This is a genomic window from Nonomuraea sp. NPDC052634, assembly GCF_040678535.1.
GTDB lineage: Bacteria > Actinomycetota > Actinomycetes > Streptosporangiales > Streptosporangiaceae > Nonomuraea > Nonomuraea fastidiosa.
In genome coordinates this window covers 2,573,925-2,586,773 of the sequence record NZ_JBFATY010000001.1, presented here as the reverse complement: position 1 = coordinate 2,586,773, position 12,849 = coordinate 2,573,925, and the positions used below count along the sequence as shown (strand labels likewise).

Below are 12,849 nucleotides of genomic sequence, written 5' to 3'. Positions count from 1 at the left end.
GCAGACCGGGCAGGCCGGCCCGTTGCCGCCCATCACCACCACGTCCTGGGCCGCACCGAGTTGGCGAGGTCGATGAACGCGTGCCGCTCCTGCCGCGAGTCGGCGTGCGCGGCGAGCCTGCGGTAGATCGATTCGAGCCGCCGGCGCAGCCCCTGCTCGGTGAACGGCGCGCCGGCCAGCGTCAGGTCCTTCGGCGGTGACGGCGGGCCGGTCTCCAGCCAGTCCAGCGCCCCGCGCAGCAGCTCGGCGGTGAGCACGTCGCGCTGCCGCCCGTCGATGCCCTTCAGCCCGGTCACCCGCTCGACGGCGGACACCAGATCGGACGGCGTGAGCCCGCTCAGGTCCGGCCGCCGCACGACCGAGGCCGCCAGCGCCACCTGCGCCGCCACCCGGTAGACCGACGTCGAGGGCACCTCGTCCAGCACGTTCATCCGGCCCGACCTGGCCAGCCCGAACGCCGCGCTGACGTAGGCGCGGTCGGTGCGCCAGACGAGGTCGTACCAGCCGGCCGCGGGCCTGCCCGCGCACTCCAGCGCGAAGGCGAGCGCCAGCTTCGGCGCGGGCTCGCCGGGCAGCGCCGACAGGCACGCGTCGAAGCACGCCACCGCCATGTCCGCCTGGCCGCCGGCCAGCGCGAACACCCCGCGATACCAGGTGACCCGCCAGTCGCCGGGCAGCTCGTGGTCGAGGTCGTCCAGCGCGGCCGGCGCCTCGGGCGAGACGTCCTCGGCCAGCAGCCTGACCCGCATCAGCTTCGTCTCCGGCGTCTGCGTCATCCCGGCGAGCTGGGCGAGCAGCTCAGGCCCTTCGCTGCCGAGCAGACCGGCGAGCGCGCCCGCCGCCGGGTCGCCAGGGTCGGTCAGCGGCACCGGCAGCGCCGCCGCGGCCGCCCGCGGGTCGAGCGGGCCGAACACCTGCTCGCGCGACTCCGACAGCGCCGTCCCGACCGCCGTGCGCTCCGGGCCGAACAGGGACGACATCGCCGGGTACGGCACGCCCTCCTCGAGCGCGCAGACCTCCCGCAGCACGCCGACGAGCTGCTCCTCCATCTCCCACGCGCTCTGGAACCTGTCGGCGGGATCCGGCGCGGTCGCCCGCCGCAGCAGCCGGGTGAACGACGGGTGCCCGCAGTCGTCGGGCAGCGGATTCGGCACGCCGCCCGACGTCGGGCTCCAGCCGGGGACCGCCAGCACCGCCAGCGTCCTCGCCACCGTGTACAGGTCGGAGGCCACCGACGACGGCCGCGTCTCCAGCTCGGGGGCGTGGTAGCCGGGCGTCACCCACGACGAGCCCACCGGCGAGCCGAACGGCTGCACCGCGCCCATGTCGATGATCTTGAGCCCCTTGCCGACCCTGATCACGTTCGCCGGCTTGAGGTCGCAGTAGACCAGGCCCTGCTCGTGCAGGTAGCCGAAGGCGTGCAGAATCTCGCGCCCGTACATGAGGGCCTCGCGCAGCGGCAGCGGGCCCTGGCGGCGCAGCTCGTGCAGGGACTGGCCGCCGACGTACTCCATGACGATGTAGCTGTGGCCGCCGGCGCGGACGAAGTTGTAGATCTTGACGATGTTGGGGTGGTCGACCGTGGTGAGGAACCTGCGCTCGGCCTCCGCCACCCTGAGCGCCTCGGGGTCCATGGTGTTGAGCAGGCCCTTGAGCACCACCCAGCGGCCGTCCAGGTTCTCGTCCGAGGCGAGGTAGATCCAGCCGAGCCCGCCGTGCGCCAGGCAGCCGAGCACGCGGTACTGATCGCCCACCAGGTCACCCTTGGCCAGCTTCGGCGTGAACGAGAACTGGGTGCCGCAGTGCCTGCAGAACCCGTCGGTCAGCCCAGGACGCCCGTCGCGGGAGCGGCCCACCGGCTTGCCGCAGGCCGAGTTCGCGCAGAACCGCTTCTCCTCCGGCACCTGCGGATCGGCCATCACCGCCGTCGCCGGGTCGCGGTAGGGCACCGACGGCAGGTCGGCGATCGTGGCCAGCACTCCGGCCCGTGACCTGCCGCTGCCCGACGGCGAGCTGACCGACCTGCTCACCGGCCGGGTCTGCAGCGGGTCGGGCGCCGGGCTCGGCGACGTGCTCGGCGACGTGCTCGACGACATGCTCGGCGACGCGGCCGCGGGGATCGGAGGCGGGCTCTCGGCCATGCCGCAGAGGTCGCAGTAGCCATCCTCGATCGTGCCCGTGCAGCCGGGCTGCGCGCAGCGGCTCATCACTCACCTCCGTGGATCGCGCGCTGGTAGTCATCGACGGCCGCGGCCGCCCGCGTCAGATCGCACGGGGCGGTCCAGAGCAGGGCGCGCGCCAGCTCGTACCGTTCGGTCGTCTCCGGGTCTTCTGCCAGCCCCTTGCGTACGGCCATCGCCTGGCAGGCGCCGAGCCGCCCGCGCAGCTCGTCACGCCGCGCCAGCAGGCCGTACAGGGCTCTCGCGGTGGTGCGCGCCCGCTCCTCGGCGGCGCGCACCTCGTCCTCCAGGGCCGCGAGCCGCTTGGCCCGCAGCACCCAGGTGCCGGCGGACACGTCGAGCGCGGCCAGCTCCGCCGCCAGCGGCTCGACCCTGCTGCGCGGCTGTGCCTGCGGCGGCAGGGCGATCTTGACGACGACCGCGCCGTGGGCCAGCCGCTCCTCGCTCTCGGCCGCGCGTACGCGATCGAGAGCGGCCACCAGGTCCTCCCTGCGCCGGGCGTACTCGGCCTTGACCGTCACCGCCTGCTCGTGCTCGGCCCGGCCGGCGGCCAGCAGGCCCGCCACCCGGTCGAGGTCCTGCTCGATAGGCGGGCCGAGCGGATCCTCGACGACCGCCGACCGCAGCCGCGCCAGCTCCGCCTCCTCGACCGCGTACGCCGCGCCGGGATCGTCGTCCTCACCCAGCTCGCGCGCCAGCTCCCTGATGCGGCGCAGGTCGGCGGCGGCCTCATCGAGCCGGGGGAGCAGCGCGTTCCACACGGCGTCGATGTCGTTGAGCGCTCCCGTGACCTCCTGGAAGGCGGTGTCCATGCGGATCACGGCCTCGTCGAGCGTCAGCCGCTCGTCGGCCTCACCGCGTAAAGAGCGCCGCTCGACCGGCTTGGCCGCGGCGCGCAGCACCACCGACTCGCCCGCCAGCAGCTCGGTGAGCCGGGCCAGCTGCTCCGCGCCCAGCCGGGTGCGGCTCGCCCTGACCTGCTCGGCCTCCCGCAGCACGGCGCGGTAGGCGTCGTACAGCGACCACAGCGCGGTCAGCGACTCCCTCGCCTTGGCCCAGCGCCGCTCGGTGGCGCCGCGCAGCTTCGCGTCCTTCAGCAGCCGGTACGTGGTGTGGGACTCGAGGTCGAGCAGGTCGCCGGAGATGCGGTCGCGTTCGTCGGCGCGCGTACGCAGGGCGTGATCGGCGCCTTCGCGGCTCATTGGTGGTCCCAGGCTCATCACGCTCCCCGTGAGGAGGCCCCCCGTAGCCCCGTTTATACCGGCTGAACGGCCGGTTCAACGGCTTTAGTTCCTTTAGCTCGGGGACGCCCCTGACTTGTCCCTGATCTAACCCCTGGCCGCCTGCAAACGACTTAACGATCTCTTAGCGTTTCGGACATGGGACGTGTACTTCTGATCGTCGCGGCCGTCATCGCCGCGCTCTTCCTGCTCGGCCCCCTCGTGGGATTCGTCTTCGACCTGCTCAAATGGGCGCTCGTCATCGGCCTGGTCCTCTTCGGCGTCGCGTTCGTGTCGAAGATGCTCAAGCGGACGTAGCATCCCGCCGGATCCCCGGTCATAGTTGGAAGATGGAGGCGCGGCCTGCCGTAGACGATGCCGCGCTCGGGCGCGAGGCTCTGGCCGTGCTCGAGGCGAACTGGACGGGCACGGGCACCGTGCCCGCGCCGGGGCTCTATCCACACCAGTGGAGCTGGGACTCCGCGTTCATCGTGATCGGCCTGGCCAGGCACCGGCCGGACCGGGCCCGCGACGAGCTGCTCAGCCTGCTGCGCGGGCAATGGGCGACCGGGATGGTGCCCCACATCGTCTTCCACACCCGCGAGGCGTACTTCCCCGGGCCCTCCGTCTGGCGCTCGCAGGAGCACGACGCCGCGCCCGGCGTGCTCACCTCGGGACTCACCGCGCCGCCCCTGCACGGGCTGGCGCTGTGGTGGCTGTACCGCCACACCGGCGACGCCGCGTTCGTCCGCGCGACGTACCCGGCGCTCGCCGCCCAGCACGACTACCTCGCCGCCACCCGCGACATCGGCGGCGCGGGGCTGGCCGCGATCGTGCACCCGTGGGAGTCGGGCATGGACGACAGCCCGGCATGGGACGAGCCGCTCACCGCCGTCCCCGCCCCCCGGTACGGCAACCGCGCCGTCGAGATGGAGGAACGCCACCCAGGCGGCGACCATGACCGCTACGTCTGGCTCGCCATGCGCTACCGCGACGCCGGCTACAGCCCTGAGTACCTGCGTGACGAGCATCCGTTCGCGGTCGAGGACCCGATGTTCAACGGGATCTGGCTGGCCTCCTGCCAGGCCATGGCCGAGCTGGCGCCGCTCGCGGGCGCCGACCCCGCACCCCACGCCGAGCGGGCCGAGCGCATCAGGCAGGGGCTGCTCGACCGTCTCTGGGACGGCTGCTTCTACGCCAGGGACCTGCGTACGGACCGGCTCATCAAGGTGTGCACGGTCGGCTCGTTCGGTCCGCTGCTCGACCCCGAGCTGCCCGCAGGACACCTCCAGGCGGCCGTCGAGACGCTGGAATCGGCCAGGTTCATGGGGGCGTCCGGCTACCCCGTGCCGAGCTGCGAGATCCGCGCCGCCCAGTTCGACCGCACCCGCTACTGGCGGGGCCCCTCCTGGGTGAACACCAACTGGCTGCTGCGCAGGGCCGCCGCCGTGCACTCGCTCGACCACCTCGGCCGCCAGCTCGCCAACGGCACCCTGCGCCTGGTCAGGCAGGCCGGGTTCCGCGAGTGCTTCGACCCCTTCGACGGCAGCGGGCGCGGCTGCCGGGACTTCTCCTGGAGCGCGGCGCTCACCCTCGACCTGCTCGCGGATAACGTGGAGCAATGAGTCTTTTCCGCCGGTTGCCCGCCGACGTGCGCACCTCGTTGAAGACGGAGCGCGGCGAGCGGGTGCTGACCTTCGCCGCATCCGCCGACGGCCACGTGGTGGCCACCAACCTCGCGCTCCACCTCTCCGACGGGACGCGGGTGCCGTACGAGGAGATCGACCGGGCGTCGTGGGACGAGACCGGCATCCACCTGACCACCACCGGCGGCGAGCAGTACCACGAGCTCATCGCCGACCCGCGGCTGCTGCCTGAGACCGTCCGGGAGCGGGTCAACTCCACGATCGTGGTCAACAAGCACGTCAGCCTGCCGGGCAGGGGCGGGGTGCGGCTGGTGGCGCGGCGTCCGCCCGGTGGCGAGGTGCTCGGCTGGACGCTCGTCTTCGACGACGGGCTCGACCCCGACGACCCCGGCCTGCGCGCGCAGGCCGAGCAGGCCCTGGAGGGCGTGCGGCGGAGCATGGGCGTCTGACCCTTAGGGGTCTTCAGGGGTCTTCAGCGGCATGGGCGGGGCGGGCTCAGGCGTGCGGGGGTGTACGCCCGCACACGCCCATGCCGTCTTCTGCGAACTTTCGTGAGAAGCGGTCAGTACGGGATGCCGCTCTCGCGGGTCTTCGGCTCGACGTTCTCCTCATCCGGCCAGCCGGTGCCCGTGTCGGGCTGATGCTCGTGCGAGCCGAGGAACGGGATCCGCCGCTGCAGCTGATCGCCCACCTTCGTCCTGGCCTTCCCCACGACCTTCGACGCCTGCGCGCCGACGATCCCGGCCACTTCCTGCACCCGGGGGTTGTCGGCGACGCGCTGCGCCGCCTGCTTGATCTGCTCGTAGCGCTCGCGGCCGGCGCGGCTGCCCAGCACGTAGCCGATCGCCAGACCGACAGCGAATGTCATCCGATAACGCATGTTGCACCTCCGCTGTCTCGGGCCTACCCCGCTCACGATGCGACACGCACTCCGAGAGTGCGCTAATCTATTCGTGCGCACCGCGGAGGGGCCGGAAAAGCCCCGACGAAGTGGGCAAACGGTTCGATCCCGCGTAGCTCAATGGCAGAGCAGCCGGCTGTTAACCGGCAGGTTATTGGTTCGAGTCCAATCGCGGGAGCTGCCACCAACCAAGAGGTTGGTAACTCAGGCCCTCTCACCTACGGGTGAGGGGGCCTGAGTCGTTCGCAGCGCCTCCTGACCCGGTCTTCGCAGTCCCAGCCGTCGTTTCCACGGCCGTCCGGCCCTGCCCTCGTGGTCCCGGCCGTCGTTTCCAGGGCCGTTCGGCCCGGCCCTCGTGGTCCCGGCCGCCGTTTCCACGGCCGTCCGGCCCGGCCCTCGTGGTCCCGGCCGCCGTTTCCAGGGGTTTCGCGCCGTCGCCGAGCGCTCCGCCCGATGGGCGCCGTGCGGAATCCGCCGCCTCCTCCGTGATCGGCTACGCGCTCATGCGCGGCGGCGACATGGCCCATATCGGCCGGCTGCGCCGATCTTCGAGACGCTCAGGCTCCCGACGATAAGTGATCTTCGTCACCCCGGGCGGCATCGGCGCCCCTCCGAAGTCCTTCCGGGGCGGCGAACCGTCTCGCGCCGGGCCGGATCGGAAGCGGCCGGGCCGTCCTCGCGGACGTGATCTGCGTCACGTTCGGCGCGCTCGGACGTCTCGTGGGGAGGCGATTCGGCGTGCGCCGGCCCCTGATCGAGCGCCTTCTCGAGAGTGATCTGGGTCACGTTGCCGAGGGGTGGTCCTGGTCTGCTCGGCGGGGAAAGGCGGCTGGGTCCCGATTTTCACGTTATGTAGTGCGATGGTGGCGGGATTTCGTGATTCGCGGGACAAGGCGTGGGCCGGGGCGGCAGGATGGCGGAGCCGGTCGTCATGACCGGAGCCGCGGGCAGAAGTCGTGGAGGCGGGGAGAGGGCGCCTCCGGCAGGACGTGTCGCCGACCCGGAATCGGCGGGGCGATCCGATGACCGGGAAGTGCTGGTTGCCGCGTGACTACCTGGATCAGGTCCCTACGTCCCTTCGACGCGCCCGTCTCCAGGACGGTGAACGGGCGCACCATCGACCTCCGCGAGGCGGAGCGCTTCATCAGGCTCTTCCACGCCGAGAACCCCTCGGTCGGCGGCCTGCAGGCCAGGCTCCGTGACGTGGCCAGAGACGTGGCCCGCTACGGGACCTACACGCACACCTACGAGGAGCTGGAATTCGGCGCCCGGGTGGCCTGGCGCAACAGCAACCGCTGCATCGGCCGGCTGTACTGGCGTTCGCTCAAGGTCCGCGACCGCCGCGACGTGCACACGGCCGAGGGCGTGGCGCTGGAGTGCGTCGCGCACCTGCGCGCCGCCACCGGCTCCGGCAAAGCCTCCGGCATCGGCAGGAGTCCCGCCGCAGGCCCCGGCTCCGGCGGATGCCCCGGCGCAGAGGCCGGGGGAGTCACCGGCTCCGGGAAGGGCGTCGGCCGGGGCAAGATCAGGCCGACGATCACCGTGCTGCCGCCCGACACGCCCACCATGCGCGCCCCGCGAATCGTCAACGATCAGCTCATCCGGTACGCCGGCTACCGCACCCCTGACGGCGTTGTGGGCGACCCGGCGAACGTGGCGCTCACCGAGGCCGCGCAGGCGCTGGGCTGGCAGGGCGGGGGCGGCATGTTCGACGTGCTGCCGCTGATCATCCACCCGGGCCGCGGCCGCCCGCTGCTGTGCAACCTGCCTGGCGACGCCGTGCTGGAGGTGCCGCTGACGCATCCCGAGTACCCGTGGTTCGCGGAGCTGGGGCTGCGCTGGCACGCCGTACCGGCCATCTCGAACATGTGCCTGGAGATCGGCGGCCTGTGCTACCCGTGCGCGCCGTTCAACGGCTGGTACATGGGGACCGAGATCGGTGCGCGCAACCTGGGCGACGAGGCCAGGTACAACCTGCTGCCCGTGGTGGCCGAGCGGCTCGGCCTGGACACCTCGACCGAGCGCTCCCTGTGGCGCGACCACGCCATGGTGGAGCTGAACGTGGCGGTGCTGCACTCGTTCGAGCGGGCCGGGGTGACCATGACCGACCACCACACCGAGTCGCGCCGCTTCCTCACCCACCTGGAACGGGAGGAGAAGGCGGGCCGGGTCTGCCCGGCGGACTGGTCGTGGATCGTGCCGCCGATGTCCGGCAGCGCCACCCCGGTCTTCCATCGCTACTACGACACCCGCGTCCTGACCCCCACCTTCGTCCACCACGACTGATCACCGTGTCCTTGCCCTCCCGGGCTAGAACATGGTTCTGTTGGGGGCATGGCGGAACTCGTGCTCTCCTCGCTCGACGACCAGGGCGTGCTGACCCTCACCTTCAACCGGCCGGAGACGCTCAACGCGTGGACCGACGCGATGGGCCGGCGCTACTTCGACCTGCTGGCCGAGGCCGAGTCCGATCCGGGCGTGCGGGTGGTGGTGGTCACCGGCGCGGGCAAGGGGTTCTGCTCCGGCGCCGACTTCAAGACGCTGAGCGCGATCCGAAGCGGCTCGTACGACGCGGCGCCCGACCCGCGCCCCAACACGTTCCCCACGACGATCCGCAAGCCGATCATCGCGGCCGTCAACGGGGCCTGCGCGGGGCTGGGGATGGTGCACGCGCTCGTCTGCGACCTGGTCTTCACCGCCGAGGAGGCCAAGTGGACGACGGCGTTCGCGCGCCGCGGACTGGTCGCCGAGTACGGGCTGGCGTGGGTGCTGCCCCGCGTGATGGGGCAGCAGCGGGCCATGGACGTCCTGCTGTCGGGGCGGGTCTTCACCGGCAGGGAGGCGTACGAGCTGGGGCTGGCCAACCGGGCGGTGCCGGGGGAGTCGCTGATGGAGGAGGTCCTGGCGTACGCGCGGGAGCTGGCCGTGCACAGCTCCCCGGCGTCGATGGCGGTGATCAAGCGGCAGGTGTGGCACGACTGGGAGGCCACGCTGGAGGAGTCGGCCAAGACGGCCGTGCACGAGATGCTGGCCTCGTTCGAGCGGCCGGACTTCGCGGAGGGCGTCGCGAGCTTCCTGGAGCGCCGCCCGCCGAACTTCCCGCCGCTGTGACCGGCCGTCTCTCCGGGGCGGCCCGGCAGAGACGGCCGGTCAGCGAACGTCAGGCGACGCGGTGGGCGCCCCGCGCCGGGGTGGCGGGCAGGAAGCGCGGCGCCTGGAAGCCGCGCTCGGCGTAGGCGGCCGACACCGACTCCTGCACGCTCTCCAGCCGCTCGACCGGCACCAGCGCGATGGCCGAGCCGCCGAAGCCGCCGCCGGTCATCCGCGCACCGCGCGCGCCGCCCTTCAGCGCGGCCTCGACGGCGACGTCCAGCTCGGGCGCCGACACCTCGTACTTGTCCCTGAGCGACAGGTGGGAGGCGTTGAGCAGCGCGCCGATCTCCGTGACGGCGCCCGCGCGCAGCAGGCCGACCAGCGCCTCGACGCGGTGGTTCTCGGTGACGACGTGCTCGGTGCGCTTGCGCTCGTCGCCCTGGAGCCGCTCCAGCGCGGCGGCCAGGTCGGTGACGTCGCGCAGCGCGGTCACGCCGAGCTTGCGCGCCGCGGACTCGCACTCGGCGCGGCGCTTGGCGTATTCGCCGCCGGCGTGCTCGTGGTGAACCTGCGTGTCGATGATGAGGATGCTCAGGCCGTGTGCGGCCAGGTCGAGCGGGATGGAGCGGGTGCCGAGCGAGCGGCAGTCGAGGAACAGCGCGTGCCCCTCCTCGCACAGGGCCGAGGCGGCCTGGTCCATGATGCCGCAGGGCATGCCGACGAAGTCGTTCTCCGCCTTCTGGCTGAGCAGCGCCAGCTCCATGGGCGTCATGCCGAGGTCGTGCACGTCGTTGAGCGCGGAGGCGACGGCCACCTCCAGGGCGGCGCTGGAGCTCAGGCCCGCGCCCTGCGGCACGTCGCCGTCGATGGCGATGTCGGCGCCGGCGACGCGGTCGCCGAGCATGGCGAGGACGCCGACGACGTAGCGGGTCCAGCCGCGCGACTCCTCGCGGGTCTCCATGACGACCGGCTCGCCGTCGGCGGACTGGAGCGACAGCAGGCGGATCCTGCCGTCGGCGCGCGGGGTGAGCGCCGCCGTGACGCCCCAAGGCACTGCGAACGGGAGCACGAAACCGTCGTTGTAGTCGGTGTGCTCGCCGATCAGGTTGACGCGGCCGGGCGCGCGCCAGACGGTTTGAGGGGCCGCACCGAAGGCGGCACGAAAAGCTTCAACAACGCGCATAAGCGAACACTCCTCAACATGGACCCGTCCGTAGACTAGCGCCATGGAGGAGTTCCTGGATCCAGCGCTTGGCCAGGTCCGGGTCTTCCTGCGTCACGACGACAACAAGCCGCGCAAACTGAAGTACAACCTCGGGCACGCGCGGCTGCTGACGTTCGGCGGCGCCTACTCCAACCTCATCAGGGCCGTCGCCGAGGCGGGTGCGCGTCACGGCATCGAGACGATCGGCGTCATCAGGGGCGAGGAGCACCTGCCGCTCAACCCCGTACTGGCCCGCGCCGCCGCCTGCGGCATGAAGCTCACCTACCTCGACCGCGCGACCTACCGGCGCAAGCACACCGAGGAGGTGTTGGCGCGGCTGCGCGCCGAATGGGGCGAGGATGTGACGATCCTGCCCGAGGGCGGCAGCAACGCGGCGGCCGTACGCGGGTGCGCGGAGCTGCCGGGGGAGATCGAGGACGACTACGACGTCATCTGCTGCCCGGTCGGCACCGGCGGCACGCTGGCGGGCATCGCGGCGGGGCTGCCCGAAGGGAAGCGGGCGCTGGGGTTCGCGGTCCTGAAAGGGGCCGCGTTCCTGGAGGACGAGGTGGCCAGGCTGCAGCGCGAGGCGTACGGGCGCACGTGGCGCAACTGGTCGATCGACCTCGACCACCACTTCGGCGGCTACGCACGTACGACGCCCGAGCTGGAGTCGTTCGCCGCCCGCCACGGCTTCGAGCGGATCTATGTGGCCAAGATGATGCTCGGCATCGTCGACCTGGCCCGCCAGGGGGCCTTCGCGCCCGGCACCCGCATCGTCGCCGTGATCACCGGTCAGCCCCCACGCCGGTCGAGGCGTGCGGCGCGCCCACCGGCTTCGACTCGGGCGAGCCGCGCTGACGCAGATAGATCGATAGCACCACCATCGACAGCACGGCGAGCAGCTCCGACTGCCAGTTCTGCAGGCTGCGGTCCCAGAACTCGCCCGAGGTGACGTACGAGCCCCACGTGACCGGATCGCGCAGGCCGCTGAGCCGCTGTGCGTTGTAGGCCGCATGCCCCGCCACCGACTGCGCCAGCCACGACAGCAGGAAGATCAGCCCCATCACCAGCCCGAGCGAGTTGCTGAACAGCCACAGGCGCGCCCCCTTCGCCCTGGCCCAGCGCGGGGAGTCCGGGTCCGCGTGGCGGCCGACGCGCTGCTCCTCGTCGGACTCCCGGCCCGCCCTGCCCGGCTCCTTCGACTCCGGTGAGCCCTTCTGCACCAGCCAGACCGTCAGCACGATGAACAGGAAGAACTGCAGGTACTCCGACTGCCAGTTCTCCGCCACGTTCACGGCGTACGACGAGGAGGCCACGTACGACCACAGCGAGACGGGCTCGCCGCCCTGGGCCGTCTGCTCGTCGTTGTAGTGGAACAGGCCCGCCACCGCCTGCCCGGCCACCGCGAGCAGGAACAGCACGAGGAACGTCAGCGCCAGCGAGTTCTCCTTGATCCACCTCACAGCCGCGACCACCCCAGGACGAAGAACCAGACCAGCCCGGCCGCGATCAGCAGCAGGGTCACCGTGAACACCGTGCGCATCAGTCGTCCACCTCGCAGTCGTAGGGCAGGTCGCCGGCCGGTGTGCAGCCCGCCGCCCTGACCCGCCAGCCGTCGGCGTAGCGGTGCAGGAAGAGCGTGTCGCCGCGCAGCCGTACCAGCGCCTCGTCGCCCCACACGCTCACCTCGGTGACCGCGCCTGCGGGGCCGAGCCGCAGCTCGCGCAGCGCGTCGGCGCAGCTCTGGCCCCGGTCGGGGAGTCTCTCTGCGGTCCTGCGGGCGAGCAGCGCGCACGCGGCCTCCTCCCGGTGGGCGGAGAGCGCGGCGTAAAAGCGCAGCGCGGCGCGCGCGGGAGCGGCCGTGTCCACGGCGCAGCCCGTCCCCGCGCCCAGAGCAAGGGGCAGGGTCAGGGCCGATACGGCGATCACCGGTCTCATGCGCCTGCCGCTACCCGGCGGAGGATCGCGCATGCGCGCGGCTCCCGAGACGCCCGGTCAGCCGAGCTGGGCGAGCACCGGGGAGACGAGGGCGTCGAGCTCGCGGGCCAGCACGGTCACCGCGCGGTGTGCGCTCTGCTCGACCTCCTCGTGCGGGCCTTCAGGCTCCGGCGGCAGGCCGTCGAGCGGCAGCGGCGCCTCCACCAGCAGGGACGCGCGCAGGAACGGCAGCCGGGCGAGGTCCTGCTGGGTGGGTTCGACGTACTGGCCGAAGGTCTCCTGCCAGCCCGTCCAGCCGCGGTCGCGCCACCACGTGCGGTCGCGGCGCAGCTCCTCGGGCAGCGGGGAGACGATGCGCACCCGGGCGTACAGGCTGCCGTCCCAGGTGTTGCGGTGGCAGGTGGCCTCGAGGACGCGGCGGTCCCAGCGGACGAAGCCGGGGTCGAGGGAGGGCGGCGTGGCCAGCCGCCACGCGGTGCAGGCGAACCGTACGGGCGCGATGTCGCCCCACTCGAACTCGTCGAGGTTCTTCCTCACGTGCACGGCATAGCGCCCATCACGGTCTCTGTCGAACTCCTGGTCGATCCAGAACGCTCTGCCCATGCGCTCTACGCTACGGCGCTCCCCGTCCGCTTCGCGGGCGTACCGGAGATCTCCAATTGCG

The 12,849-nt window shown here is 72.1% G+C and carries 13 protein-coding genes, 1 tRNA gene and 1 pseudogene; 8 read left to right on the top strand and 7 right to left on the bottom strand.

The genetic code is table 11. The annotated features are described in order from the left end of the window. Positions 1–32 precede the first annotated feature (32 nt). Complete coding sequence (locus tag AB0K67_RS11490) at positions 33–1,979, bottom strand: tetratricopeptide repeat protein (RefSeq protein ID WP_364056708.1); 1,947 nt, start codon at positions 1,977–1,979, stop codon at positions 33–35. Between AB0K67_RS11490 and AB0K67_RS11485 the strand changes: the two genes are divergently transcribed. Further along, a complete protein-coding gene (locus AB0K67_RS11485) occupies positions 1,969–2,160 on the top strand; it encodes a hypothetical protein (RefSeq protein ID WP_364056705.1) in 192 nt (63 codons plus the stop codon). The genes AB0K67_RS11490 and AB0K67_RS11485 overlap by 11 nt on opposite strands. A gap of 46 nt (positions 2,161–2,206) precedes the next feature. On the opposite strand, the gene AB0K67_RS11480 is transcribed toward AB0K67_RS11485, so the two are convergent. Further along, positions 2,207–3,382, bottom strand: coding sequence for a hypothetical protein (locus AB0K67_RS11480; RefSeq protein WP_364056702.1), 1,176 nt, complete (start codon positions 3,380–3,382; stop codon positions 2,207–2,209). A gap of 177 nt (positions 3,383–3,559) precedes the next feature. Between AB0K67_RS11480 and AB0K67_RS11475 the strand changes: the two genes are divergently transcribed. The 3 genes from AB0K67_RS11475 to AB0K67_RS11465 are packed head-to-tail and all read left to right on the top strand — an operon-like array spanning position 3,560 to position 5,495. Beyond that, positions 3,560–3,718, top strand: a complete 159-nt coding sequence (locus AB0K67_RS11475; RefSeq protein ID WP_364056699.1) for a hypothetical protein — start codon at positions 3,560–3,562, stop codon at positions 3,716–3,718. Between the two features lie 32 nt (positions 3,719–3,750). Then, positions 3,751–5,025: a hypothetical protein gene (locus AB0K67_RS11470; protein ID WP_364056696.1), complete on the top strand. Its 1,275-nt coding sequence runs from the start codon at positions 3,751–3,753 to the stop codon at positions 5,023–5,025. Further along, a complete protein-coding gene (locus tag AB0K67_RS11465; RefSeq protein ID WP_364056693.1) occupies positions 5,022–5,495 on the top strand; it encodes a hypothetical protein in 474 nt (157 codons plus the stop codon). The genes AB0K67_RS11470 and AB0K67_RS11465 overlap by 4 nt, the downstream gene beginning before the upstream one ends. Positions 5,496–5,608: 113 nt before the next feature. On the opposite strand, the gene AB0K67_RS11460 is transcribed toward AB0K67_RS11465, so the two are convergent. After that, the gene (locus tag AB0K67_RS11460; RefSeq protein WP_364056690.1) at positions 5,609–5,926 is read right to left on the bottom strand and encodes a YtxH domain-containing protein; all 318 of its coding nucleotides are present in this window, start codon (positions 5,924–5,926) and stop codon (positions 5,609–5,611) included. A gap of 127 nt (positions 5,927–6,053) precedes the next feature. On the opposite strand from AB0K67_RS11460, the gene AB0K67_RS11455 reads away from it, so the two are divergent. The 3 genes from AB0K67_RS11455 (at position 6,054) to AB0K67_RS11445 (ending at position 9,058) form a co-directional block, all read left to right on the top strand. Further along, positions 6,054–6,125, top strand: a tRNA-Asn gene (locus tag AB0K67_RS11455). Positions 6,126–6,994: 869 nt separating this feature from the next. Continuing rightward, complete coding sequence (locus AB0K67_RS11450) at positions 6,995–8,233, top strand: nitric oxide synthase oxygenase (RefSeq protein ID WP_364056687.1); 1,239 nt, start codon at positions 6,995–6,997, stop codon at positions 8,231–8,233. A gap of 48 nt (positions 8,234–8,281) precedes the next feature. Next, on the top strand, positions 8,282–9,058 hold the full coding sequence (locus AB0K67_RS11445; RefSeq protein ID WP_364056684.1) for an enoyl-CoA hydratase-related protein: 777 nt from the start codon (positions 8,282–8,284) through the stop codon (positions 9,056–9,058). 49 nt (positions 9,059–9,107) lie between these two features. On the opposite strand, the gene galK is transcribed toward AB0K67_RS11445, so the two are convergent. Then, on the bottom strand, positions 9,108–10,223 hold the full coding sequence (gene galK, locus AB0K67_RS11440; RefSeq protein WP_364056681.1) for a galactokinase: 1,116 nt from the start codon (positions 10,221–10,223) through the stop codon (positions 9,108–9,110). A gap of 43 nt (positions 10,224–10,266) precedes the next feature. Here galK and AB0K67_RS11435 point away from each other — a divergent pair. Further along, a pseudogene (locus AB0K67_RS11435) lies at positions 10,267–10,980 on the top strand (pyridoxal-phosphate dependent enzyme); the annotation flags it as partial. Between the two features lie 52 nt (positions 10,981–11,032). Here the strand turns inward: AB0K67_RS11435 and AB0K67_RS11430 are convergent. From AB0K67_RS11430 to AB0K67_RS11420, 3 genes are all read right to left on the bottom strand, one after another. After that, positions 11,033–11,710 carry a DUF6766 family protein gene (locus tag AB0K67_RS11430; protein ID WP_364056678.1) on the bottom strand — a complete coding sequence of 226 codons (678 nt, stop codon included), beginning with the start codon at positions 11,708–11,710 and terminating at the stop codon, positions 11,033–11,035. 79 nt (positions 11,711–11,789) lie between these two features. Beyond that, positions 11,790–12,185 (bottom strand): hypothetical protein, encoded by a 396-nt coding sequence (locus AB0K67_RS11425; protein ID WP_364056675.1) that lies wholly within the window; start codon positions 12,183–12,185, stop codon positions 11,790–11,792. Between the two features lie 57 nt (positions 12,186–12,242). Further along, entirely contained in the window at positions 12,243–12,788 is a 546-nt protein-coding gene (locus AB0K67_RS11420) for a hypothetical protein (protein ID WP_364056672.1), read from the bottom strand. Positions 12,789–12,849: the final 61 nt, after the last annotated feature.

Coding starts and splice junctions, on each gene's coding strand:
- AB0K67_RS11480 (WP_364056702.1), bottom strand. CDS start 3,382: ATGAGCCGCGAAGGCGCCGATCACGCCCTGCGTACGCGCGCCGACGAA.
- AB0K67_RS11475 (WP_364056699.1), top strand. CDS start 3,560: ATGGGACGTGTACTTCTGATCGTCGCGGCCGTCATCGCCGCGCTCTTC.
- AB0K67_RS11470 (WP_364056696.1), top strand. CDS start 3,751: ATGGAGGCGCGGCCTGCCGTAGACGATGCCGCGCTCGGGCGCGAGGCT.
- AB0K67_RS11465 (WP_364056693.1), top strand. CDS start 5,022: ATGAGTCTTTTCCGCCGGTTGCCCGCCGACGTGCGCACCTCGTTGAAG.
- AB0K67_RS11460 (WP_364056690.1), bottom strand. CDS start 5,926: ATGCGTTATCGGATGACATTCGCTGTCGGTCTGGCGATCGGCTACGTG.
- AB0K67_RS11445 (WP_364056684.1), top strand. CDS start 8,282: ATGGCGGAACTCGTGCTCTCCTCGCTCGACGACCAGGGCGTGCTGACC.
- galK (WP_364056681.1), bottom strand. CDS start 10,223: ATGCGCGTTGTTGAAGCTTTTCGTGCCGCCTTCGGTGCGGCCCCTCAA.
- AB0K67_RS11425 (WP_364056675.1), bottom strand. CDS start 12,185: ATGAGACCGGTGATCGCCGTATCGGCCCTGACCCTGCCCCTTGCTCTG.
- AB0K67_RS11420 (WP_364056672.1), bottom strand. CDS start 12,788: ATGGGCAGAGCGTTCTGGATCGACCAGGAGTTCGACAGAGACCGTGAT.